This window comes from Vogesella sp. XCS3, from assembly GCF_020616155.1.
In the GTDB taxonomy this organism is placed as follows: domain Bacteria; phylum Pseudomonadota; class Gammaproteobacteria; order Burkholderiales; family Chromobacteriaceae; genus Vogesella.
In genome coordinates this window covers 1,257,015-1,278,623 of the sequence record NZ_CP085530.1, presented here as the reverse complement: position 1 = coordinate 1,278,623, position 21,609 = coordinate 1,257,015, and the positions used below count along the sequence as shown (strand labels likewise).

Annotated in this window: 25 protein-coding genes; 12 read left to right on the top strand and 13 right to left on the bottom strand. The window is 62.5% G+C overall.

Annotation, left to right across the window (positions count from 1 at the left end; all coding sequences use genetic code 11):
* Positions 1–136: 136 nt before the first annotated feature.
* From rho to LCH97_RS06020, 3 genes are all read left to right on the top strand, one after another.
* Positions 137–1,393, top strand: a complete 1,257-nt coding sequence (gene rho, locus LCH97_RS06030) for a transcription termination factor Rho (protein ID WP_026108016.1) — start codon at positions 137–139, stop codon at positions 1,391–1,393.
* Positions 1,394–1,458: 65 nt separating this feature from the next.
* A complete protein-coding gene (locus LCH97_RS06025) occupies positions 1,459–2,097 on the top strand; it encodes a trimeric intracellular cation channel family protein (RefSeq protein WP_227304059.1) in 639 nt (212 codons plus the stop codon).
* 3 nt (positions 2,098–2,100) lie between these two features.
* Positions 2,101–2,706, top strand: a complete 606-nt coding sequence (locus LCH97_RS06020; RefSeq protein WP_227304056.1) for a CoA pyrophosphatase — start codon at positions 2,101–2,103, stop codon at positions 2,704–2,706.
* A gap of 56 nt (positions 2,707–2,762) precedes the next feature.
* On the opposite strand, the gene nadC is transcribed toward LCH97_RS06020, so the two are convergent.
* Entirely contained in the window at positions 2,763–3,608 is an 846-nt protein-coding gene (gene nadC / locus LCH97_RS06015) for a carboxylating nicotinate-nucleotide diphosphorylase (RefSeq protein WP_227304054.1), read from the bottom strand.
* A 119-nt stretch (positions 3,609–3,727) separates the two neighbouring features.
* Between nadC and LCH97_RS06010 the strand changes: the two genes are divergently transcribed.
* Positions 3,728–4,387, top strand: a complete 660-nt coding sequence (locus LCH97_RS06010) for an energy-coupling factor ABC transporter permease (protein WP_227304052.1) — start codon at positions 3,728–3,730, stop codon at positions 4,385–4,387.
* A gap of 9 nt (positions 4,388–4,396) precedes the next feature.
* Positions 4,397–4,774, top strand: coding sequence for an MAPEG family protein (locus LCH97_RS06005; protein ID WP_227304050.1), 378 nt, complete (start codon positions 4,397–4,399; stop codon positions 4,772–4,774).
* Between the two features lie 65 nt (positions 4,775–4,839).
* Here the strand turns inward: LCH97_RS06005 and murB are convergent, their stop codons facing one another.
* The 3 genes from murB to LCH97_RS05990 all read right to left on the bottom strand — a co-directional run bounded on the left by murB (position 4,840) and on the right by LCH97_RS05990 (position 7,651).
* The gene (murB, locus tag LCH97_RS06000) at positions 4,840–5,814 is read right to left on the bottom strand and encodes a UDP-N-acetylmuramate dehydrogenase (protein WP_255619331.1); all 975 of its coding nucleotides are present in this window, start codon (positions 5,812–5,814) and stop codon (positions 4,840–4,842) included.
* A gap of 63 nt (positions 5,815–5,877) precedes the next feature.
* A complete protein-coding gene (locus LCH97_RS05995) occupies positions 5,878–7,278 on the bottom strand; it encodes an MATE family efflux transporter (RefSeq protein ID WP_227304046.1) in 1,401 nt (466 codons plus the stop codon).
* A gap of 82 nt (positions 7,279–7,360) precedes the next feature.
* Complete coding sequence (locus LCH97_RS05990) at positions 7,361–7,651, bottom strand: hypothetical protein (protein ID WP_227304044.1); 291 nt, start codon at positions 7,649–7,651, stop codon at positions 7,361–7,363.
* A 369-nt stretch (positions 7,652–8,020) separates the two neighbouring features.
* Between LCH97_RS05990 and pcnB the strand changes: the two genes are divergently transcribed.
* The 7 genes from pcnB to LCH97_RS05955 all read left to right on the top strand — a co-directional run bounded on the left by pcnB (position 8,021) and on the right by LCH97_RS05955 (position 13,266).
* Positions 8,021–9,385: a polynucleotide adenylyltransferase PcnB gene (gene pcnB / locus LCH97_RS05985; RefSeq protein ID WP_227304042.1), complete on the top strand. Its 1,365-nt coding sequence runs from the start codon at positions 8,021–8,023 to the stop codon at positions 9,383–9,385.
* Entirely contained in the window at positions 9,382–9,861 is a 480-nt protein-coding gene (folK, locus tag LCH97_RS05980) for a 2-amino-4-hydroxy-6-hydroxymethyldihydropteridine diphosphokinase (protein ID WP_227304040.1), read from the top strand. The genes pcnB and folK overlap by 4 nt, the downstream gene beginning before the upstream one ends.
* Positions 9,862–9,874: 13 nt before the next feature.
* Positions 9,875–10,513 carry a deoxynucleoside kinase gene (locus LCH97_RS05975; protein WP_026108019.1) on the top strand — a complete coding sequence of 213 codons (639 nt, stop codon included), beginning with the start codon at positions 9,875–9,877 and terminating at the stop codon, positions 10,511–10,513.
* 67 nt (positions 10,514–10,580) lie between these two features.
* Positions 10,581–11,372: a 3-methyl-2-oxobutanoate hydroxymethyltransferase gene (gene panB, locus LCH97_RS05970; RefSeq protein ID WP_227304038.1), complete on the top strand. Its 792-nt coding sequence runs from the start codon at positions 10,581–10,583 to the stop codon at positions 11,370–11,372.
* A 59-nt stretch (positions 11,373–11,431) separates the two neighbouring features.
* Complete coding sequence (panC, locus tag LCH97_RS05965; protein WP_017509303.1) at positions 11,432–12,265, top strand: pantoate--beta-alanine ligase; 834 nt, start codon at positions 11,432–11,434, stop codon at positions 12,263–12,265.
* A 29-nt stretch (positions 12,266–12,294) separates the two neighbouring features.
* Positions 12,295–12,675, top strand: coding sequence for an aspartate 1-decarboxylase (gene panD, locus LCH97_RS05960; protein WP_017509304.1), 381 nt, complete (start codon positions 12,295–12,297; stop codon positions 12,673–12,675).
* Between the two features lie 141 nt (positions 12,676–12,816).
* Positions 12,817–13,266, top strand: a complete 450-nt coding sequence (locus tag LCH97_RS05955; RefSeq protein WP_227304036.1) for a GFA family protein — start codon at positions 12,817–12,819, stop codon at positions 13,264–13,266.
* Here the strand turns inward: LCH97_RS05955 and rraA are convergent.
* From rraA to rsxA, 9 genes are all read right to left on the bottom strand, one after another.
* Complete coding sequence (rraA, locus tag LCH97_RS05950; protein ID WP_227304035.1) at positions 13,218–13,697, bottom strand: ribonuclease E activity regulator RraA; 480 nt, start codon at positions 13,695–13,697, stop codon at positions 13,218–13,220. The genes LCH97_RS05955 and rraA overlap by 49 nt on opposite strands.
* A gap of 94 nt (positions 13,698–13,791) precedes the next feature.
* Positions 13,792–15,270 (bottom strand): DegQ family serine endoprotease, encoded by a 1,479-nt coding sequence (locus tag LCH97_RS05945; RefSeq protein ID WP_227304034.1) that lies wholly within the window; start codon positions 15,268–15,270, stop codon positions 13,792–13,794.
* A gap of 73 nt (positions 15,271–15,343) precedes the next feature.
* Positions 15,344–15,976: an endonuclease III gene (gene nth, locus LCH97_RS05940; RefSeq protein WP_227304033.1), complete on the bottom strand. Its 633-nt coding sequence runs from the start codon at positions 15,974–15,976 to the stop codon at positions 15,344–15,346.
* Positions 15,973–16,677: an electron transport complex subunit E gene (locus LCH97_RS05935; protein ID WP_227304032.1), complete on the bottom strand. Its 705-nt coding sequence runs from the start codon at positions 16,675–16,677 to the stop codon at positions 15,973–15,975. The genes nth and LCH97_RS05935 overlap by 4 nt, the downstream gene beginning before the upstream one ends.
* On the bottom strand, positions 16,674–17,294 hold the full coding sequence (gene rsxG / locus LCH97_RS05930) for an electron transport complex subunit RsxG (protein WP_227304031.1): 621 nt from the start codon (positions 17,292–17,294) through the stop codon (positions 16,674–16,676). The genes LCH97_RS05935 and rsxG overlap by 4 nt, the downstream gene beginning before the upstream one ends.
* Positions 17,287–18,312 (bottom strand): RnfABCDGE type electron transport complex subunit D, encoded by a 1,026-nt coding sequence (locus LCH97_RS05925; RefSeq protein WP_227304030.1) that lies wholly within the window; start codon positions 18,310–18,312, stop codon positions 17,287–17,289. The genes rsxG and LCH97_RS05925 overlap by 8 nt, the downstream gene beginning before the upstream one ends.
* On the bottom strand, positions 18,309–20,402 hold the full coding sequence (gene rsxC, locus LCH97_RS05920) for an electron transport complex subunit RsxC (RefSeq protein ID WP_227304029.1): 2,094 nt from the start codon (positions 20,400–20,402) through the stop codon (positions 18,309–18,311). Before rsxC ends, LCH97_RS05925 begins: the two co-directional genes overlap by 4 nt.
* Positions 20,399–20,962, bottom strand: coding sequence for an electron transport complex subunit RsxB (gene rsxB, locus LCH97_RS05915; RefSeq protein ID WP_017509313.1), 564 nt, complete (start codon positions 20,960–20,962; stop codon positions 20,399–20,401). The genes rsxC and rsxB overlap by 4 nt, the downstream gene beginning before the upstream one ends.
* A complete protein-coding gene (rsxA, locus tag LCH97_RS05910) occupies positions 20,959–21,522 on the bottom strand; it encodes an electron transport complex subunit RsxA (protein ID WP_255619295.1) in 564 nt (187 codons plus the stop codon). The genes rsxB and rsxA overlap by 4 nt, the downstream gene beginning before the upstream one ends.
* Positions 21,523–21,609 lie beyond the last annotated feature (87 nt).

Here is a 21,609-nt window from a genome sequence, read left to right as displayed (position 1 = left end):
AGTGCCTCTTGGACTATCTTCCCAATAGTCCAGTACGCGAGCGGCCTTGGCCGCTCGTTTCATATTTCCCTTCTTTATTTCCTCAGTCTCGGTGCTCTTTGCCGCCTTGTTACATTCTTAGGCTGACCGTACACATATGCATCTATCTGATCTAAAGCGCCAACATGTTAGCGAACTCGTGGAAATGGCTATTTCCAACGAGATTGATGGCGCCAACCGCCTGCGCAAGCAGGACCTGATTTTCGCGCTGCTGAAAAACCAGGCGAAAAAGGGTGAAAGTATTTTTGGCGAAGGTACCCTGGAGGTGTTGCCGGATGGCTTTGGCTTCCTGCGTAGCCCCGATTCGTCATACCTGGCAGGCCCGGATGATATTTACGTCAGCCCGTCCCAGATTCGCCGTTTTAACCTGCATACCGGCGACACCATCGAAGGCGAGATCCGTACGCCTAAAGAAGGCGAGCGCTACTTTGCCCTGGTGAAGGTAGACAAGGTGAATGGTGGCCCGCCGGAGCAGGCCAAGCACAAGATCCTGTTCGAGAACCTGACGCCGCTGTTCCCGACCGAGCGTCTGCACCTTGAACGTGATATCAAGGCTGAGGAAAATGTTACCAGTCGCCTGATCGACCTGATTGCCCCTATCGGCAAAGGTCAGCGTGGCTTGCTGGTGGCACCGCCCAAGTCCGGTAAGACGGTGATGCTGAAGCATATTGCCCATGCCATCACTACCAACCATCCGGAAGTGGAAATGATTGTGCTGCTGATCGACGAGCGTCCGGAAGAAGTGACCGAGATGCAGCGTTCGGTACGCGGCGAGGTGGTGTCGTCTACATTTGACGAGCCGGCTACCCGCCATGTGCAAGTAGCCGAAATGGTGATCGAGAAGGCCAAGCGCCTGGTCGAGCACAAAAAGGACGTGGTGATCCTGCTGGATTCCATCACCCGTCTGGCCCGCGCCTACAACACCGTGATTCCGGCTTCCGGCAAGGTGTTGACCGGTGGTGTGGATTCCAACGCGCTACAGCGCCCCAAGCGCTTCTTCGGTGCCGCACGTAATATCGAAGAAGGCGGCTCGCTGACCATCATCGCGACAGCCCTGGTGGATACCGGCTCGCGTATGGATGACGTGATCTACGAAGAGTTCAAGGGTACCGGTAATATGGAGATCCATCTGGATCGCCGTATGGCCGAAAAACGTATCTTCCCGGCGATCAACATCAACCGCTCGGGTACCCGCCGCGAAGAGCTGCTGATTCCGCAAGAGCAGCTGCAGCGTATCTGGGTGCTGCGCAAGCTGCTGTACCCGATGGACGACCTGGAGGCGATGGAGTTCATGCTGGACAAGCTGCGCGCGACCAAGTCGAACTTGGCCTTCTTTGATTCGATGCGTCGCTAAGCGTACCATCAGGCAAAGTACACAACGCCAGGCCATGCGGTCTGGCGTTTTTCATGGCGATTTGTATGCTGGATTATTTACTGGATTTTGACGGTTACTCGGTAATCGGCACGGTAGCCTTTGCGGTGTCGGGCTATTTGCTGGGCGTGCGTAAGCACCTGGATTTGCTGGGTATTATCATCGTGACTCTGCTTACGGCCATTGGTGGCGGGGTGATACGGGATGTGCTGGTTGGCCGCATGCCGCAGGTGTTTCTGGATAACACCAACCTGATCATTATTGCGATCACCTTGCTGGTAGCTATGGCATCGCGCTTGCATAAGCGCGAGCACGAGCTGCTGGCCACGCTGTTTATCGTGGCGGATTCGATAGGGCTGGTTGCGTTCAGCCTGGCAGGGGCTAAATTGGGAGTGGAGTACCACATCAATGCGTTTGGTGTGATCCTGCTCGGTTTTGTGACTGCCGTAGGTGGCGGTATCGTGCGGGACATGATGGTGAATGATGTACCGTTCATCCTGCATAAAGATTTTTACGGCACGGTGTCCATTGTGGTGGCTGTGGCGCTATACGTGCTGGCCACCTTGGGGTGGGATCATATTCTGGCGGTGCAGCTGGTTTTTGTCTCCGGTGTGGCATTGCGTCTGGTGGCGCACTGGGGCGAGTTGTCGCTGCCCAAGATTGGTTCAAGTAAAAAAAGAGGCTAAGCCATGTTGCATGCCCGGGGTGAGGAGGAGTTGGCCGCATTGCTGGCCAGGCTATCGCGTGTGCCGCTAGCGGATGATGCAGAAGGGCTGTTGCCCCGAGATGTGGGTAGCAAGCCGGCGGCGGTGCTGATTCTGGTGTTATGGCAGCCCGATGGCTGGCATGTCGTCCTGACGCGCCGTACCGCGCACTTGCGTAGCCATGCCGGGCAGATCAGCTTTCCTGGCGGGCGGCTGGAAGAAGGGGACGCCAATGCAGCCATGGCGGCGCTGCGCGAGGCGGAGGAGGAGATAGGCCTGCCTGCCAGTGCCGTGCGTGTGGTGGCGCAGATGGGGCAGTATCAAACCATTACCGGCTATGCCGTCACGCCTGTGCTGGGGGTGCTCACGCAGCCGGTGGTGTTCCGGCCATCGCCCGACGAGGTGGACGAGGTGTTTACCTTGCCCTTATCGCTGGCGCTGGATACGCGGCAATACGAGCGCCATCATTACGAGCGCGATGGCTATCGCGGTCACTATTATTCGCTGACGCACGGCAAGTACTATGTCTGGGGGGCAACGGCAGCCATGCTGCGGCGTTTGGCACTAGCCCACGACCGTGAGCTTGCATAAGAAAACCGGCCATATGGCCGGTTTTGTTTTGTGCCGGAGCTTGGTGGTGCCGTGGCTCAGGCCTGGCTAAAGCGCATCGACAGGTCGATGGCGCGCACGTCCTTGGTGAGCTTGCCGATGGAGATGCGGTCTACGCCGGTTTCGGCAATAGCGCGCACGGTGCTGAAATCTACGCCGCCGGAAGCTTCCAGCAGGGCGCGGCCTGCGCTGAGGCGCACCGCCTCGCGCATGTCGTCCAGCGACATATTGTCCAGCAGTATCAGCGTGCAGCCTGCGGCCAAGGCTTCGTTCAGCTCGGCGAGGGTTTCTACTTCCACCTGAATGCTAACTTGCGGCGGGGCCAGCTCACGTGCGCGTTGCAGCGCCTGCGTGATGCTGCCGGCGGCCATGATGTGGTTTTCCTTGATCAGGATGCCGTCGTACAGGCCGATGCGCTGGTTGACGCCGCCGCCAACGGTCACCGCATATTTCTGCGCCAAGCGCATGCCGGGCAGCGTTTTGCGGGTATCCAGAATGCGGGCGCGGGTACCAGCGACCAACTCGCTGTAGCGTTGGGTCTCGGTGGCCACGGCAGACAGGGTTTGCAGCAGGTTCAGCGCGGTGCGCTCGGCGGTAAGCAGTGCACGGGCAGGGCCGCTGACGTGGCATAGCACGGTATTGGCGGCAACTTGCTGGCCTTCGGCGACTTGCCAGCTTACCTGGCAGCGTGCATCTACCTGGCGAAACGCTTCGTCGAACCAGGCTTGCCCGCACACGGTGGCGGCCTCGCGTGCTATCACCGATGCCTTGCCCTGGCTGTCTGCGTCGATCAGCAGCGCAGTCCAGTCCTGTTGGCCAATGTCTTCTGCCAGCGCCTGGCTGATCAGGTTGGCAATATGGTGGGGGGCAGGCAAGCTAAACATGACAGTCATCCGTTATAAGGTTGGCCGCATTTTACCTGATTGTGCCAGGCTGGGGTTTTTGTGGCGGTGGCGGGCTTTGTTATGATGACCGGTATATCGCTGAGCAAAATGGAGTAAGCATGAATTTTCTGGCCGGGCAGTTTGCGCTGCCCTGGGTGTGGGGGGCTAATAGCCTGTGGCTGGCCATGCTGCTGCTATGTGCCAGGCGCGTGGCGTGGCGCGCTTTGCCTGCGCAGGCGGTGTCTGCCTGGTGCGGGGCTTGTGTCGTGCTGATGGGGTTTACGCTGGCCAAGGCGGGTTTGCAGCCTGGCTTATCGTTTCATTTGCTGGGGGCGACGGTGTTTACCCTGCTAGCCGGGCCGTGGCTGGCGTTGTTGGCGCTATCGCTGGTGCAGGCGGTGCTGGTGGCGGCCGAGCTGATGGACCCATTGGCCATTGGCCTGAATGTGTTGCTGAGCTATGTGCCGGCGGTGTTGCTGACGACCGCCGTGCTGCACTGGGCGCGGCAGCGGCTGGCGCCGAACCTGTTTGTTTACGTATTCGTAAATGCTTTTCTGGCGGGGGCGGCAAGCTTGCTGTTGGCCGCAGCCGCCGGTTTGCTGGCGCTGGGGTTGGCGGGGGTGTATCCGGTAGATCATTTGCTGGGCGAAGTGTTGCCCTTTTACTTTTTACTGGCGTGGTCCGAGGCGTTTACCAGCGGCCTGGTAATCGCGATACTGATTGTGTACCGGCCGCAATGGGTGGCCACGTTTGATGACCGGCGTTATCTGGTGAACTAGGAGCCTGCCATGCAGTTTGCTTTCTGGGCGGTGTTGATTGCCGCCGTATTGCCCTTGCTGTTTGCTGCCTTGTCCAAGTCTGGCGGTATGAACAACCACGCCCCGCGTGCCGCGCAGGCGGCGCTGACCGGCTGGCGTTTGCGCGCGCACTGGGCGCAGCAAAACAGCTGGGAGGCTTTCCCGGTGTTTGCCGCAGCGGTGGTGGTGGCGTTTCTGAACCTGGTGCCGCAGGGTAAGATGGATGCGGCAGCCGCCGTATTCTTGCTGGCACGCGTGGCCTATGGCGCGTGCTATCTGGCCGATAAGCCCGGCCTGCGTTCCTTATCCTGGCTGGTGGGCTACGCGGCGGTGATTTACCTGTTCCTGGCCTCGGCGCACTTGTTGTAAGGTGGGTCTGGATAGCAAAGCGGCCAACCTTGTGGGTAAGGTTGGCCGCTTTTTCTTGTGTAGGCTTACAGCACGATGGGCTCTGGGTCCAGTACCACGCCGTATTGCTGGTAAACTGTCTGGCGCACCTTGCTAGCTAGTGCCCACATCTGCGCGCCGCTGGCCTGGCCGTGGTTCACCAGCACCAATGCCTGCTTGTCGTGCACGGCAGCATCACCGTCACGGTAGCCCTTCAGGCCGGCTTGTTCTATCAGCCAGCCTGCGGCCAACTTCACATTGCCATCGGCTTGCGGGTAGTGCGGCAGGGTGGGGTGCTGCGCCAGCAGGGTGTCGGCCAGCTCGCGCGGCACGATGGGGTTCTTGAAGAAGCTGCCGGCGTTGCCCAGTACCGCAGGGTCGGGGAGCTTGCTCTGGCGGATGCTGATGACGGCCTGGCTGACTTGCTGTGCCGTCGGTTCGTCGGCGCAGCCCATAGCGGCCAGGGCCTTGCTGATGTCGCCGTAACCGATGCGTGGCTGGAAGGTTTTGTTCAGACGGAAACGTACCGCCGTCACCAGGTAGCGCCCGGCCAGCGCCTGTTTGAAGATACTGTCACGGTAGGCAAAGTGGCAGTCTGCATTGCTCAGTACCACCTCGCTGCCACCGGTAGCCAGGTCGGCGCATACCACTTCGTGAATCAGGTCTTTGACTTCTACACCATACGCGCCGATGTTCTGGATAGGGCTGGCGCCCACAGTGCCGGGGATCAGGCTGAGGTTTTCCAGGCCGCTCCAGCCTTGCTGCAAGGTGTATTGCACAAAGTCGTGCCATACCTCGCCGCCGGCAGCCTGCACCAGTACGTGCTGCGCATCTTCAGAGATAAGCTGCACGCCTTTCAGGCAGTTCTGGATGATGACGCCCTCGAAGTCCTGGGTGAACAGCATATTGCTGCCGCCGCCCAGCCACAGCAGCGGGCCTTGTTGTACCACCGGCTGTGCCAGCAGGATGGGCAGCTGGGCCAGGTCGGTGAGCTGGCTGAAAAAGGCGGCTTTAACGTTCATGCCGAAGGTGTTGAATGCGCGGATGGGTTGTTCGCGATAAATAACAGGTGTCACGGTGTTCTTTCAGGCAGTTTGACGGTGCAGCCGGCGGCGGCTCTCGCGCGATAGATAGCTTACCAGCAGCAGGCCGGCCAGGCTCAGGCTGATCACCAGTGCCAGCCAGAAGCCATGCACGCCCATGGGCAGGCTCAGGCCGGGTAGTGGCAGGTGGCTTAGACCCAGCAGCGCCCCCAGCCCCAGGCCGACCAGCCAGAACGATACGATATGAATCACCATGGGCATGGTGGTGATCTTGTAGCCGCGCAGCGCGGCCGAGGCGATGGTCTGCATGGCGTCGGTCAGCTGGTAGAAGGCGGCAAACAGCATCAGCGACATGCCCAGGGTAATCACCGCCGGGTCGCTACTATAGGTACGCATGATGCCTTCGCGCCCCAGTAGTACCCATACCATGGTGAGGCAGGCCAGCGCCACGCCCATGGCCAGGCCCACGCCGCATACGGTGCGTGCACCGCGGTAATCGCCCGCACCCACGCGCTGCCCCACGCGGATGGTGAGTGCTACGCCGATGCTTTGCGGAATCATGTAAATCACGCTGGAAAAATTCAGCACCGCCTGATGGGTAGCTACTACCGTGGTGCCCAGCTTGGCCACCAGTAGCGCAATAAAGGAAAACAGGCTGACTTCCACAAAAAAGGACAAGCCGATAGGCAGCCCCAGCTTGATAAAGGCAGGAAAGCGCTGCCACTGCGGCCAACTGAAGCCGCCGGTCAGGCCGTAAGGCTGGTATGCCTGCTGGTATTTGATGACGGCAAACAGCGCGGCGGCGTTAAACCACATCACCATGCCGGTTGCCCAGCCGCAGCCGGCCCCGCCTAGTGCGGGCAGGCCGGCCAGGCCGTGGATCAGCGCGTAGTTCAGCGGGATATTGAGCAGCAGGCCGCAGATGCTGACCAGCATGATGGGGCGGGTATGGTTCAGGCTGGAGCTGAAGGCGTACAGCGCACGGTGCAGAATGGCCGCCGGCATGCCCATGGCGCTACCGGTAATGAACAGCATGGCCTTGTCTTCTACGCTGGCGGGCAAGTCCAGCCACAGACGCAGCAGCGGCTGGATAGCCAGCATCAGCAGCATGCCCAGCACGCCCAGTATCAGGCCAAACCACAAGCCCTGGCGCGCGGTGGCGCCGATCTGGTGCGTATCGCCGCGGCCAACTTGCTGCGACAGGATGGGGTTCATGGCCGAGGCGATGCCCATCAGCGTGACGTACACGGTAATGAATACGCTGGAGCCCAGCGATACCGCCGCCAGGTCATCGGTACTGACGTGGCCCGCCATCACGGTATCGACAAAGCCGGTGGCTACCTGGGCAATCTGTGCCACCATCATTGGCAGCGCCAGCTTGCCCAGGGTGTGGGCTTCCTGCCGCAGCGTTGCGGCGGGGGTTCGGTTCAGATCAAACAGCATGCAAGGTGCTAACGGGTAAGAGTAAAGGCGGCATTATACGGGTGCCGCCCCGGGCCGTGCGGCCAACCTTGCGAACGCTGTGTCAGCCAAAGCGCGCTGGCGGGTCGCGGCGCAGATGGCAGCTGATCAGCAAGTCGTGGCCGAAGCGCGCGTTGATATTGAGCGCTTCGGTCAGGCTGAGGGCGTGGATGGCCAGTGTGCCTTGCTGCAGGGTGATATCCAGCCCGCGCTCGGTGGCGTAGGCGGCCAGCTCGGTAAGTTTGTGGCGTGTGTCGGGGGTGGCGTTGGCCGTGAGCGAGCCGCTCAGGGCGGGGGCGTTGCAGCGCGGTGTGATGGCAAAATCGGTGTAGCGGTCTTCTTGGCAGTCGTACATGGCAGTCTCCGTAGCGTGTTGCGCGCCCGGCTGGCCGAGCGACGCTTTAGCAGAATTTCGAAAGCGCCCTGCAAGTTGTCGATTAACTCGGCGCGTAAAACGGTAGTGTGGCCTGGCTGCCTGCCAAAGAAAAACCCGCTGCAGCAATAAAGCGGTCAGCGGGTGATCTGCACGCTTTAGCTGGTATTTATCGGGCGCCCCGCAAGCAGTAACAAATCGGCGCAGGCTCAAAATTAGAGCAGTCTATCGAGACTGTCAAGTGCCGTCTTGGCACAATGCTGGAGAATGCGCAGAATATCGGGCTATAATCCCCCGCTTGAATCCGGCTAGCGACCGCTGCCTCCCACCTTCTTCCAGATACTGTTCCTGATGATTCGCAAACTGATCAGCCGCGTTTTCGACCTGCCAACCGGCATCGGCCGCAACAAACCCAAGCCGCGTGTGCTATCGCTGGCACAGCACGGCGTGCGCCGCGATGCCCTCAGCCATGCTGCCTTGCGTGTGGTATCGCGGCTGCAAGAATCCGGCCACAGTGCCTTTGTGGTAGGCGGGGCAGTGCGCGACTTGCTGCTGGGCGTATCGCCCAAGGATTTTGACGTGGCCACCAGCGCTACGCCGGAAGAAGTGCACCATATATTCCGCCGCTCGCGCATTATCGGCCGGCGCTTCCGTATAGTGCACGTGATGATGGGGCCGGAAACCATCGAGGTGACGACCTTCCGCGGTGGTGAAGTAGGCAAGACCAACGAAACCGGCCGCATCATGGCGGACAACACTTACGGCAACCAGTCCGAAGACGCCTTGCGCCGCGACTTTACTGTAAATGCACTGTTCTATAACCCCACCGATGAAACCATCATCGACTATCACCATGGGGTAAAAGACCTGCAGGCGAAAAAGCTGGTGATGATCGGCCAGCCGGCCCGCCGCTACCAGGAAGACCCGGTGCGCATGCTGCGTGCCGTGCGCCTGGCCGCCAAGCTGGGTTTCGAGATCGACGAACACACGCGCAAGCCGATTGCCTCGCACGCCCATCTGCTGAAAAACGAGCCGCCTGCGCGGCTCTTTGACGAGCTGCTCAAGCTGCTGCACTCCGGCCACGCCTACGCTTGCCTCAAAAAGCTGCGTGACGAAGGCCTGTCGCGCGGTATTTTCCCGCTGCTGGACGCGGTGATGGACGAAGAGGGTGGCGAAGCTTTCCTCAAACTGGCGTTGGCCAGCACCGACGAGCGCATTCGTGCCGACAAGCCGGTGTCGGTAGGCTTCATGTTGGCCGCATTGCTGTGGGCGCAGGTAAACAACCGCTGGAAAGCACGCACGGCCGATGGCGAGAAATCCATTGCCGCGCTGATGGAAGCCATGGCCGAGGTCGAATCGCTGCAGGATGAAGACTTTGCCATCCCGCGCCGCTTCTCCGCCACCATGCGTGAAATCTGGGCGCTGCAGCCGCGCTTTGACAACCGCAACGGCGCCCGTCCGTTCCGTTTCCTGGAGCAGCCGCGTTTCCGTGCTGCTTTCGATTTCTACTGTCTGCGCGCCGAAGTCGGCGACGTGCCACGCGAGATGGTGCAGTGGTGGGCCGAGTTCCAGCACGCCGACCACGCCGACCGCCAGCTGCTGGTAGAAGAAGCACGCCATGCGCCGCCAGCTGCCAATGGCGACAGTGCCGAGCGCAAAAAGCGCCGCCGTCGTCGCAAACCCAATGCCCGCCCCACCGAAGGTAGTGCCGAGTGAGCCGTGCCGTTATTGCGCTAGGCAGTAACCTGGAGAACCCGGTACAGCAAGTGGAGGCTGCGCTGGCTGCCATCGCAGCGCTGCCCGGTGTGGCTTTGCTGCGTCGCTCTTCCTGCTATCAGACGGCGCCGGTAGGTTATGCCGACCAGCCGGATTTCATCAATGCCGTGTGCGAAGTGGAAACCACGCTGGCGCCGCAGGCGCTGTTGGCCGCACTGCTGGAAGTCGAGCAGGCTTTTGGCCGCGTTCGCACCTTCCGCAACGCCCCGCGCGTGCTGGACCTGGACCTGCTGCTGGTGGAGGGCGTAGTGCTGGACACCGCCTTCCTGACCCTGCCGCACCCGCGTATGCATCAGCGCGCATTCGTGATGCTGCCGCTGGCGGAAATGGCCGCCGATATGCAGGTGGGCGTACACGGTGCCGCGGCGGATATTGCTGCCGGCCTGGACCCGGCGGGCGTAAAACGTTTGGCTTAGACAGGAGCTAGCTATGTCGAATTTGCGATATGTGGTGGTAGAAGGCCCGATAGCGTGCGGTAAATCCCTGCTGGCACGGCGCCTGGCAGACTATTGGCAAATCCGCCTACTGGCGGAGGACGCAGAGCAGAACCCGTTTCTGGAGCGTTTTTACCGCCACCCGCCGTACCACGCATTTTCTACCCAGCTGAGCTTTCTGATGCAGCGCGCCGACGCGGCGCAAGCCATGCTGCACGGCGATATGCTGGCCGCGCCCTTGGTGTCCGACTTCCTGTTCGACAAGGACGCCATGTTTGCGGCGCAGACGCTGGATAAAGACGAGCTGGCGCTGTACCAGCGCATCGTGCAGCGCTTCCTGCCCGAACACCCGGTACCCGACCTGGTCATTTACCTGCAGGCATCGCCCGAAACCGTCAGCAAAAGGTTGGCCGCACGTGCCGCGGCTGGCGAAGTGATTGCGATGCCGGAAGGCTACGTGCAGCGCATGCACGAAGCCTACAGTACCTTTTTTCACGCCTACGAGGCGGCTCCGCTCCTGATCGTCAACACCGACCATCTTGATCTGGTTGAAGGTGAAGAAGATTTCGGGCTATTGTTGCGCTGCATCAGCGAGATGCGTGGCCAGCGCAGTTACTTCAACAAGGGCATATAAAGCCCTGGGCGCGCCCGGCCACAAGCTGGACAACGCGCAACCGGAAGAAGCAACAAGGATAAAAGACATGAAAGTCACCGTTAACACCCTGCACAGCATGGCGGCCGAGGGGCAAAAAATCGCCATGATGACCTGCTACGACGCCAGCTTTGCCAGCCTGCTCGATAGCGCCGGGGTAGATATCATGCTGATCGGCGATTCGCTGGGCATGGTGATCCGCGGGGAAGGTTCCACCCTGCCGGTCTCGATGGACGAGATGGCCTACCACACCCGCTGTGTGGCTCGCGGCAGCCAGCGCGCCCTGATTCTGGCCGACCTGCCGTTTGGTGCCTATCAGGAAAGCCCGGCGCAAGCCTTTGCCAGCTCGGCACGCCTGATGCAGGCGGGTGCCCACATGGTGAAGCTCGAAGGCGGTGCCTTCATGGCTGAAACCGTGCGCTTCCTGGTGCAGCGTGGCGTGCCGGTGTGCGCCCATATCGGCCTTACCCCGCAGTTCGTCAACGCTTTTGGCGGCTACAAGGTACAGGGCAAGAGCGAGAGCGACGCCGAGCGTATTGTTGAGGAAGCGCGCATTCTGGCCGAAGCCGGTGCCAGCATGGTGCTGATGGAGTGCGTGCCTGCCGCGCTGGCCAAGCGCGTTACCGAGAGCATCAGCGTGCCGACTATCGGCATTGGTGCCGGCCCGGATGTATCCGGCCAGGTATTGGTGCTGCACGACGTGCTGGGCGTGTTCCCGGGCAAGAAAGCCCGCTTCGTGAAGAACTTCATGGATGAGGCGCAAAGCATCCAGGGCGCCGTCGGTGCCTATGTCAGCGCGGTCAAGGACGGCAGCTTCCCGGCTCCCGAGCACTGTTTCTGAGTTACACGCCAGGGCCCGTGCCGCAACGCCGGGCCGTGAGCCCTCACTGAGTGAGTACCATGCAAATCATTCGTAGCATCGCCCAGCTGCGCGCCTGGCGCAAAACCGCTGGCCGCCTGGCTTTTGTCCCTACTATGGGCAACCTGCACGCCGGCCATCTGGCCCTGGTAGAAGCGGCCCGCCAGCATGCAGACAAGGTGGTGGTCAGCATTTTTGTTAACCGCCTGCAGTTTGGCCAGGGCGAAGACTTCGACGCCTACCCGCGCACCTTCGAGGCCGACTGCGCCAAGCTGGAAGCCGCCGGTGTGGACGTGCTGTTCTTCCCCGACGAGCGCGAGCTGTACCCGCGCATCAAGCAAGACTTCAACGTAGAGCCGCCGCATATCCAGAACGAGCTGTGCGGCGCCTTCCGCCCCGGCCACTTCCGTGGCGTGGCCACCGTGGTAAGCAAGCTGTTCAATATCGTGCAGGCGGACGTAGCCTGTTTCGGCAAGAAGGACTTCCAGCAGCTGCACGTGATCCGTGCGATGGTGGACGACCTGAACATGCCGATCGAGATCGTGCCGGTAGACACCGGCCGCGCCGAAGATGGCCTGGCGCTGTCGTCGCGCAATGGCTACCTGAGCGCAGAAGAGCGCGCCGAGGCGCCGCGCCTGTACCGCCATCTGTCTGCCATCCGCGATGCGCTACTGGCCGGTGACAACCGTTACGCCGTGCTGGAAAAAGCCGCCGCCGACGACCTGGCCGCGCACGGCTGGCGTGTGGACTATATCGAGGTGCGCCAGGCCGATACGCTGGAAGTAGCCCACGCCGGCGAGCCGCGCCTGGTTGTACTGGCCGCAGCCCGTCTGGGCCGCACCCGCCTGATCGACAATATCGAAGTAACGCGCTGATCTAGCAGCGCCAGTAACAGGAAAAAACCATGCAGCGTTCCATGCTGAAATCCAAGCTTCACCGTGTTACCACTACCCATGCCGAGCTGCATTACATCGGCTCGTGCGCTATCGACGAAAACCTGCTGGAAGCGGCAGATATTCGCGAGTACGAAGAAATCCAGATCTGGAACGTGACCAATGGCGAGCGTTTTGCCACCTACGCCATCCGCGCCGAGCGTGGCTCGGGTACCATTTCGGTAAATGGCTCGGCCGCACGCCGCGCTGCCCCCGGCGACTTGCTGATCATCGCCAGCTTTGCGGCGTATGAAGACAGCGAGCTGGCCGGCCACAGCCCCAAGCTGGTGTTTGTCGACGAGAAAAACGTCATCACCGAAGTAAAAGGTGCAACGCCGGTTCAGCCTGCCTAAGGTTGGCCGCAGCGAAGCAAAAAAGACAGCCAGCGGCTGTCTTTTTTTATGGGTGCAACTTTATTGCATTGCATCACTTTTCCCGTACTGCCAGCTTGGCTATAGTGCCAAGTAGATGATTTTTCTGGAAAGGTGGCGGCTATGCAGGGACGATGCTTGTGCGGTGCGGTAAGTTACCGCTTTCGCGGCCAACCTTACCATGTCACCCATTGCCACTGCGCGTCGTGCCGCAAGGCTAGCGGCGCGCCCTTTGTTACCTGGTTTACCGTACGCAGTATCGATCTGCAATGGCAGGGCGAGTTGCGCTTGTACCATTCGTCGCTGGGGGTAAAGCGTGGCTTTTGCCCGCAGTGCGGTACCACGCTGAGCTACCGCCACGAAGGCTCCCCGGACGAGATCGACATCACGGCGGCCACGCTGGATCAGCCCGAACTGCTGGCACCGGAAGACCATACCTGGGCCGACCAGATGCTGCTGTGGGTGCGCGACAGCCTATCCCCGCTGCTGCCCGCGCACCCGCGTCACCGCCAGACGCAGCCTTATCAGAGCAAGGCGACAGGGGAGAGCAGTACGCCGTCTTCGTCGGCGTAGAGCCAGTGGCCAGGGGTGAAGTCTACGCCGGCAAAATTCAGCACCAGGCCGCGCGTGCCTTCGTTGCGTTTTACCGATTTTTTCGGGTTGGTATCCAGCGCACGTACCCCTAGCGGTAGCGCACCGATGGCGACCGAGTCGCGAATGCAGCCGTAGATCACCACGCCTTCCCACTGGTTCTTCACCGCGAGCTCGGCAATCTGGTCGCCCAGCAGGGCGCAACGTTTCGAGCCGCCACCGTCTACCACCAGCACCTTGCCCGCGCCGGGCTCGGCCAGCATCTCGCGTACCAGGGTGTTGTCTTCGTACAGCTTCAGGGTAACGATCTGGCCGCTAAAGCGTGGCTTGCCACCGTAGCTTTTCAGCATGGGCTCGAGTACGGCTACGCGGCCTTCGTGGGCGTCGTACAGGTCGGTTGTCAGAAAGCTCATGGTTTCTCCTTTGTTTCAAGCGCCGCCGTGTGGCTGGCCGTATATTCGGCCATACCGTACCGGCGTAAAAAAGCCGCCTGGCGGCGGCTGGAAATCAGTTCATGCGTAGCGGCACAAACAGCGTGCTGTCGCCACGTCTCACCAGCAGGGCAATATTGCCGCGGGCGTCGTTCAGGGCTTTCTCGAAACCTTTTACCGTGGTGACTTCTACCTGGTTCAGGCCAATGATGATGTCACCGTGCTGCAGGCCGGCGCGGGCGGACAGGCCCTGTACCTTTTGTACAAACAGGCCGCCACGAATGCCCAGCTCCTGCTTGTCGCTGGTGCTCAGCTCCGACAGTGTCAGGCCCAGCTTGCCAAACTGGTAGCTTTGCGGCACGTCCGGCTGGCTTTGCTCCGGCGAGGCCTGGGCTTGCTCGGGGGCCAGTTCGGCCAAGGTGGCGTCGATATTCTGCTCTTTGCCTTTGCGCCATACGCCCAGCTTGATCTGCGCACCTGGCGGCTGGTCGCCCACCATGCGCGGCAGGTCGCGCGAGCTTTCCACGTTCTGGCCATTCAGGCGCAGGATGATGTCACCAATCTGCACGCCGGCGCGGCTGGCAGGGCCGGATGGCTCCACGCGTACCACCAGCGCACCACGGGCACGGTCCAGCCCGAAGGACTGCGCCAGCTCCTGCGAGACTTCCTGGATATGCACGCCCAGCTGGCCACGGCTTACTTTGCCTTTGGCTTTGAGCTGGTCGGCTACTTTCATCGCCAGGTCGATAGGAATAGCAAACGAGATCCCCATGAAACCGCCGCTGCGGCTGTAGATCTGCGAGTTGATGCCGATTACCTCGCCTTTCAGGTTGAACAGCGGGCCGCCGGAGTTACCCGGGTTGATGGCCACGTCGGTCTGGATGAACGGCACATAGCTTTCGTCCGGCAGGCTGCGGCCTTTGGCCGAGACGATGCCGGCGGTGACGGTGTTTTCAAAGCCGAACGGCGCGCCGATGGCGGCTACCCATTCGCCTACCTTCAGCTCGTCCGGCGTGCCGGTCTTGACCGTGGGCAGGTTGGCCGCGTCGATCTTCAGTACGGCCACATCGGTACGTTTGTCCAGACCTACCAGCTTGGCGCGCATTTCACGCTTGTCGGTGAGCATGACCTTGATCTGGCTGCTGCCGGTGACGACGTGGGCGTTGGTGAGGATGTAGCCGTCATCGGTGATGATGAAGCCGCTACCGAAAGACACGCTTTCCGAAGGCTGCGGGGTTTCCTGCTGCTGGTTCGGGTTGGGCATGTAGCGACGGAAGAATTCGTAGAACGGGTCGTCTTCCGGTACCGGGTAGGGATTGTCGCTCTGGCTGGTGCGCGCTTCGGCACGCATGGCCTGGATATTGACTACCGCTGGGCCTTCGCGCTCTACCAGCTGGGTAAAGTCGGGCAGCAACATGGCCACGCTGCCGTCGGCCTTGGCCGGCACGGCGACAGGCGCACCCTTGTCGTCTTTGAACAGTGCTTCGATTTTGCCGCAACCCCCTACAGACAGGGCGACGGCGGTGATGAGGGCCAAGCGTGTGCAGGCGTTCACCTGGGCAATCCTTTTAGATTCGTTTATCGCTGGCGGGCAGCGATGACAGTAAAAATCAATCAACAGGCGATCATCATAGCGGTTTTGCCGGATATTCGCAGAGGTCTGCAATGACGCAGCGTTCGCAGTCGGGCTTTCTGGCTTTGCAAACGTAGCGTCCGTGCAGGATAAGCCAATGATGCGCGTCCTGTTTGTATTCGGTGGGCACAAAACGTAACAGTTTGTCTTCTACTTCGCGCACGTCTTTGCCGGGCGCCAGCCGGGTGCGGTTACTGACGCGGAAGATATGCGTGTCTACCGCAATGGTGGGGTGGCCAAAGGCCGTATTCAACACCACATTGGCGGTTTTGCGGCCAACCCCTGGCAGGGCCTCCAGTGCTTCGCGGTTTTCCGGCACCTCGCCGCCGTGCTGTTGCAGCAGGATGCGGCAGGTTTCGATAGTGTTTTTGGCCTTGGTGCGGTACAGGCCGATGGTCTTGATGTACTCCTCCAGTCCGGCCACGCCCAGCGAGTACATCTTGTCCGGCGTGGGCGCTACCTGGAACAATACGCGTGTGGCTTTGTTCACGCCCACGTCGGTAGCTTGCGCCGACAGCAACACGGCGATCAGTAGCTGGAACGGCGTGGCGTATTCCAGCTCAGTGGTGGGGTGCGGGTTGTGGGCTTGCAGGCGGGCAAAGATTTGCTGGCGTATGGTCTTGTTCATGGCGCGGGGCTCGCTTCGGTGTGAGGTGCAGGGTTGGCCGCAGCGGCGGCACGCTGCCGTGCACGGGCATCCAGTACGTTCTTTCCGGCAATCAGCAGCGCCAGCCCCAGGAAAGCGCCCGGGGGTAGCAGCATCAGCAGGAACTGGTAATCCGGCCCGGCCAGATGCAGGGTCAGCTGCTGGCCGGCGGGGCCAAGCAGCTTGTCGGCGCCCGCCAGCAGTGTGCCTTTGCCCAGCAGCTCGCGCAGCGCGCCCAGCGCCACCAGCACACCGGTCAGGCCCAGGCCCATCATGGCGCCGTCCCACGCTGCCTCGCGCACCGGCTGTCGCGAGGCAAAGGCCTCGGCGCGCGCCATCACGATGCAGTTGGTGGTAATCAGCGGGATGAAAATGCCCAGCACCAGGTAGAGTTCGTGTAGCCAGGCGTTCATGGCCAAGTCAACGCAGGTTACCAGGCTGGCGATGATCATGATGAACACCGGGTTGCGGATATCGCCGGGTACCCAGTGGCGTACGCTGGACACGGCAGCGCTGGATAGCGCCGTTACCAGCGTGGTGGCCAGGCCCAGCGCCAGCGCGTTGACCACGTTATTGCTGATGGCCAGCACCGGGCACAGGCCCAGCAGCTGTACCAGGCCGGGGTTTTGTTGCCACAGGCCCTTGCGGCTGATGTCTTGCCACACGGAAGGGGTGTTGCTCATGGTTGTCCTTGCAGCAGGCGCGCTTGCGCCGTGCGGTAGTAATCGCTGCAGCGGGCTACCGCCGCGCTGACGGCGCGGGCGGAAATGGTGGCACCGCTGACATAATCGGTATCGCCGCCGTCTTTTTTCACCGCCCAGCGGCTATCTGCCGGCTTGCCGGCAAACTGGCGCGCCCACGGGCTGACGGCCAGGTCGATGTAATCGCCCAGCCCCGGCGTTTCGCGGTGGCTCACGACGCGAACGCCTTGCACCGTGCCGTCGCGGGCGATGCCGACCAGCAGCTCGATGCGGCCGCCGTAACCGTTGGGGGCGGCGGCCTCCAGTACCACGCCGCTGAGCTGGCCGTTGCGGCGCGCCAGGTAGACGTTGGCCGCATCGCGCTGTGCCAGTTGCTGCGCGATGGCCGCCGGTAGCACTACAGCGCTGGCAGCCAGGTTGTTGTCGAAGCTGCCTGCTGGCAAGGCTTGCGCCAGCAGGGCGGCGCGGGTGGCCGCCTCGTTGGCGGCGACTTGCTGATGCGTGGCCAGCCAGGTGCCGGCCAATAGCAGGGTGGCGCTGGCGGCAAAGGCGGCCAGCGTCAGCGCACTGCGGCGTGCCTGGGTGGCGGCTTTACGCATGGCGGCCCCCTTTGCGGCCGAATACGCGCGGCTGGGTAGTTTGGTCGATAAAAGGCACCGCCATATTCATGATCAGTACGGCAAACGCCACCGCATCGGGAAAGCCGCCAAATACGCGGATCACCACTACCAGCACGCCCACCAGAAAGCCGAAGATCAGCCGGCCCAGCGGCGTGGTGCTGCCGCTGACCGGGTCGGTCACGATAAAGCCGGCCGCCAGCAAGGTGGCGCCGTTGAGCAGATGGAATAGCGGGCTGGCGTAGTGTGCCGGCTGCCACAGCCACAGCGGCAGGCTGACGGCCAGCACGCCGGCCAGCATCGCCAGCGGCGTGCGCCACGGGATCAGCTTCTGCTGCCACAGCCACAGCCCGCCCAGCGCCCACGCCAGCGCCACCCATTCGCCGCCAGCATTGCCCCAGTGGCCGAAGCGCGGCTGTTGCAGTAGCTTGCCGACAGTTTGCCCGCCCTGCAGCAGGCCGGTTTTCAATACGTCGAGTGGTGTGGCGCTGGAAATCGCGTCCAGGTTGCTGCCGGCCGGCAGCGTGTGGGTGAAGATCCACTGCAGCTGCGCGGCAGCGTCCAGCGTGGCTAACGGTGTGCCCCACGCCGCCATCTGCGCCGGGAAAGATACGATCATTACCGCAAAGCCGACCATGGCTGGGTTGAACGGGTTATTGCCCAGGCCGCCGTACAGCTGTTTACCCAGTACGATGGCAAACAGCGTGGCCAGTACGATCATCCACCAGGCACCCAGCGGCGGCATCGACAGCGCCAGCAGCCAGGCGGTGACCACGGCGGACAGGTCGGCCAGCGCCGGGGTAACCGGGCGCTGGCGCAGCCGCAGTACAGCGGCCTCGGCACCCAGCGCGGTGACAGTGGCCAGCAGCAGCTGCAGCAGTACGCCGGGGCCAAAGCAGTACACCGACACGGCGATGCCGGGCAGTAGGGCGGCCAGTACTTTTAGCATCACCCGCGAGACGGTGACTGGGCGGGCGATATGGGTAGCGTGAATGCTCATGGTGCGGCGTCTTTCTTGGCCTCGGCGGCAGCCGCCTTGCGGGCGGCAGCGCGGGCCATCGCTGCTTCGATGGCCGCCTTCTTGGTGTCGTCGATGCCGGTTTGCGACGCCGTGGCGGTGGCGGCGCTGTCGGGGTTGGCCGCAGCTGTGTTATCGGCTTGCGCGGTCTGGGCGGCGGCTTTGCGCGCAGCGGCGCGTGCCATGGCGGCTTCGATGGCGGCGCGTTTGGCGTCGTCCATGCCGGTTTGTGCCGGGGTGGCCGTGGTAGCACTGTCAGGGTTGGCCGCATCGCCAGCTTTTGCGGCGTCGGCGGCGGCTTTGCGCGCAGCGGCGCGTGCCATGGCGGCTTCGATGGCCGCGCGTTTGGCGTCGTCCATGCCGGTTTGTGTCGGAGTGGTGGTGGGGGTGCTGTCAGGGTTGGCCGCATCGCCAGCTTTTGCGGCCTCTGCGGCGGCTTTGCGGGCGGCAGCGCGTGCCATGGCTGCTTGTATTGCGGCCTGCTTGGCATCGTCCAGGCCGCTGGTGTGTTGTTCGGACAGCGGCTTGGCTTCTTTTTGTGCCGCCGCGCGCGCCAGTGCCGCCGCGATGGCCGCTTTTTTGGCGTCATCCATGCCTGTAGCGGCGGGGGCGGCGCTAGTTGGCACAGGGCTGGCCGCTTGGGTAGCTAGCTTGGCGGCCTGCTCGGCGGCGCGTGCCGCAATGCGGGCGGCTTTTTCCGATTTGTCGCGCTCTATGCGGAACTGGCGGAATTCGTGGCGCTGCCGTGCCAGGGTAGCGCTTTTCTTGTCGCGCTCTGCGGCCCATATCTCGCTCTTGGCAAAGCGGTAGTAGTCCACCAGCGGGATCTGGCTGGGGCACACATAGCTGCAGGCACCGCATTCGATGCAATCGAACAGGTGGCGTTCTTGAGCCTTGCCGAGCTGGCGCGACTTGGCAAACCAGAACAGGTCCATGGGCTGTAGCTCGGCCGGGCACGCGCTGGCGCAGTCGCCGCAGCGGATGCAGGCCTGCTCTGGCGGGCGTGGCGGGAACAGCGCGGTGCTCTTGGCGATCAGGCAGTTACCGGCTTTGGGCAGGCCGGCAGCCAGATCGGGCAGGGTAATGCCCATCATCGGGCCACCCATGATGACGTCGGTACGCGTGTCGGAAACGCCGGCCTGTTGCAGTAGCCAGCCCAGCGGGGTGCCGATGGCCACCTCGTAGTTGGCCGCACGGGCGACGGCGCCGGTGACGGTGACGATGCGGCTGAGCAGCGGTTCTCCGTGCAATACAGCACGGGCGATGGCGTACAAGGTGCCCACGTTCAGGCACTGCACGCCCAGGTCGGTGGCGCGGGTGCCGTGTGGTACTTCGATGCCGGTCAGGATGCGGATCAGTTGCTTGGCGCCGCCGCTGGGGTATTTGGTGGGGATGCTCACCACGCGGTAGGCCGTGCCGGCGCAGGCGGCCTGCATGGCGGCAATGGCCTGCGGCTTGTTGTCTTCGATGCCGATCAGCACCTCGCCGGCTTGCAGCGCATGCGCAGCGATGCGGATGCCATCGACAATGCCGGCGGCGCGCTCGCGCATCAGCAAGTCGTCGCAGCTGATGAATGGTTCGCACTCGGCACCGTTCACCACCAGCGTGGCGAGCTGGCCGGCGGCCAGCTTCAGGTGGGTGGGGAATACCGCGCCGCCCAGCCCGACTACGCCCATGGCCTGCAGTTGCTGGCGCAGGGTGTTGCCGTCGGCTTGCTGCCAGTCCAGCGGCTGGCGCGGCTGCCATTCGTCCAGGCCATCCGGCTGCAAGGTGACGGTGTCTACCGGCAGGCCGGACGGGTGGGCAAACGGGTGCGGGCCGATGGCGGTAATGGTGCCCGACGTCGGCGCGTGCACGGCGGCAGACAGGCGGCCATCCGGCTCGGCCAGGGTTTCGCCCTTGCGCACGCGCTGGCCCACGGCCACGGTTGGCCGCGCCGCATTGCCCACGCTTTGCGCCAGCGCGATATGCAGCAGCGGCGGCAAGGGCAGCGCCTGGATAGGGCTGCCGGTGGCGGCGTCTTTGTGCTGCGGCGGGTGGATGCCGCCGTGAAAGTCATAAAGCCGACTCATGGCTTTACCGCCTTGATGGGAATGGTGGGGTAGCGCCATTTCCAGTTGGTGAGATCGGTGCCGTGCGGAATCATGCGGATGCAGTCCACCGGGCAGGGGGGCAGGCACAGCTCGCAGCCAGTGCATTCGCTGGCGATGATGGTGTGCATCTGCTTGGCCGAGCCGAGGATGGCATCCACCGGACAGGCCTGGATGCACAGCGTACAGCCGATACAGGTGGCTTCGTCGATTAGCGCCACGGCTTTGGGTTTGGGCTGCGCGGCGCCGGCGTCGAACGGTTTGAAGTCCACGCCCAGCAGCTCGGCCAGCTTGCGGATGCCGTCTTCGCCGCCCGGCGGGCATTTGTTGATGTCTTCCTCGCCGCTGGCGATGGCCTCGGCGTAGGGGCGGCAGCCGGGGTGGCCGCACTGGCCGCACTGGGTTTGCGGCAGGATATCGTCGATTTTGTCGACCAGCGGGTCGGCGTCCACCTTGAAGCGTACCGACGCATAGCCGAGGATGGCGCCCAGTAGCAGCGCCAGCGCCACCATGACCAGCAGCGCGTAAAGCAGGGTTGTCATCGTGTCAGGCCTCCGAAGCCCATAAAGGCCAGGCTCATCAGCGCGGCAGTAACGAGCGCAATGGCGTTGCCTTGGAACGGCGCGGGGATGTCGGCGCCTTCCAGGCGCTCACGCATGGCGCCAAACAGGATCAGGATCAGGCTAAAGCCCAGCGCGCTGCCAAAGCCGAATACCAGCGACTCGGCAAAACTGTGCTGCAGCTGGGCGTTGAGCAGCGGAATGCCCAGTACGGCGCAGTTGGTGGTGATCAGCGGCAGGTAGATGCCTAGCACCTGGTACAGCACCGGGCTGGTTTTGTGTATCACCATCTCGGTGAACTGCACGATGCCGGCGATGATGACGATGAACGACAGCGTGCGCAGAAACTCCAAGTTGGCCGCGATCAGCAGCTGGTTCACCAGGTGGCTGCTGCCGGCGGCCAGCGTCAGTACAAAGGTGGTGGCGGCGCCCATGCCGATGGCGGCTTCCAGTTTTTTGGAAACCCCCATGAAAGGGCAAAGGCCCAGTACCCGAACCAGCACCACGTTATTGACGAGTACGGTGCTGACCAGGATGAGCAAATAATGTCCGAGGTCCATTAGGGGGGCGGGGTGGCGTTAATGGGCGAATTATCCTTGATAAGGCTGCCGCGCTTCAACCTTCATTCC

Bases quoted from the DNA above. Each gene is read 5' to 3' on its own strand.
- LCH97_RS06010 (WP_227304052.1), top strand. From the start codon at position 3,728: ATGAATTTTCTGGCCGGGCAGTTTGCGCTGCCCTGGGTGTGGGGGGCT.
- pcnB (WP_227304042.1), top strand. From the start codon at position 8,021: ATGATTCGCAAACTGATCAGCCGCGTTTTCGACCTGCCAACCGGCATC.
- nth (WP_227304033.1), bottom strand. From the start codon at position 15,976: ATGAACAAGACCATACGCCAGCAAATCTTTGCCCGCCTGCAAGCCCAC.
- LCH97_RS05935 (WP_227304032.1), bottom strand. From the start codon at position 16,677: ATGAGCAACACCCCTTCCGTGTGGCAAGACATCAGCCGCAAGGGCCTG.
- LCH97_RS06025 (WP_227304059.1), top strand. From the start codon at position 1,459: ATGCTGGATTATTTACTGGATTTTGACGGTTACTCGGTAATCGGCACG.
- LCH97_RS05925 (WP_227304030.1), bottom strand. From the start codon at position 18,312: ATGAGCATTCACGCTACCCATATCGCCCGCCCAGTCACCGTCTCGCGG.
- LCH97_RS06005 (WP_227304050.1), top strand. From the start codon at position 4,397: ATGCAGTTTGCTTTCTGGGCGGTGTTGATTGCCGCCGTATTGCCCTTG.
- murB (WP_255619331.1), bottom strand. From the start codon at position 5,814: ATGAACGTTAAAGCCGCCTTTTTCAGCCAGCTCACCGACCTGGCCCAG.
- nadC (WP_227304054.1), bottom strand. From the start codon at position 3,608: ATGTTTAGCTTGCCTGCCCCCCACCATATTGCCAACCTGATCAGCCAG.
- LCH97_RS05955 (WP_227304036.1), top strand. From the start codon at position 12,817: ATGCAGGGACGATGCTTGTGCGGTGCGGTAAGTTACCGCTTTCGCGGC.
- rsxG (WP_227304031.1), bottom strand. From the start codon at position 17,294: ATGCGTAAAGCCGCCACCCAGGCACGCCGCAGTGCGCTGACGCTGGCC.
- LCH97_RS05975 (WP_026108019.1), top strand. From the start codon at position 9,875: ATGTCGAATTTGCGATATGTGGTGGTAGAAGGCCCGATAGCGTGCGGT.
- LCH97_RS05995 (WP_227304046.1), bottom strand. From the start codon at position 7,278: ATGCTGTTTGATCTGAACCGAACCCCCGCCGCAACGCTGCGGCAGGAA.
- LCH97_RS06020 (WP_227304056.1), top strand. From the start codon at position 2,101: ATGTTGCATGCCCGGGGTGAGGAGGAGTTGGCCGCATTGCTGGCCAGG.
- panC (WP_017509303.1), top strand. From the start codon at position 11,432: ATGCAAATCATTCGTAGCATCGCCCAGCTGCGCGCCTGGCGCAAAACC.
- LCH97_RS05990 (WP_227304044.1), bottom strand. From the start codon at position 7,651: ATGTACGACTGCCAAGAAGACCGCTACACCGATTTTGCCATCACACCG.
- rraA (WP_227304035.1), bottom strand. From the start codon at position 13,697: ATGAGCTTTCTGACAACCGACCTGTACGACGCCCACGAAGGCCGCGTA.
- rsxB (WP_017509313.1), bottom strand. From the start codon at position 20,962: ATGACAACCCTGCTTTACGCGCTGCTGGTCATGGTGGCGCTGGCGCTG.
- rho (WP_026108016.1), top strand. From the start codon at position 137: ATGCATCTATCTGATCTAAAGCGCCAACATGTTAGCGAACTCGTGGAA.
- panD (WP_017509304.1), top strand. From the start codon at position 12,295: ATGCAGCGTTCCATGCTGAAATCCAAGCTTCACCGTGTTACCACTACC.
- rsxC (WP_227304029.1), bottom strand. From the start codon at position 20,402: ATGAGTCGGCTTTATGACTTTCACGGCGGCATCCACCCGCCGCAGCAC.
- panB (WP_227304038.1), top strand. From the start codon at position 10,581: ATGAAAGTCACCGTTAACACCCTGCACAGCATGGCGGCCGAGGGGCAA.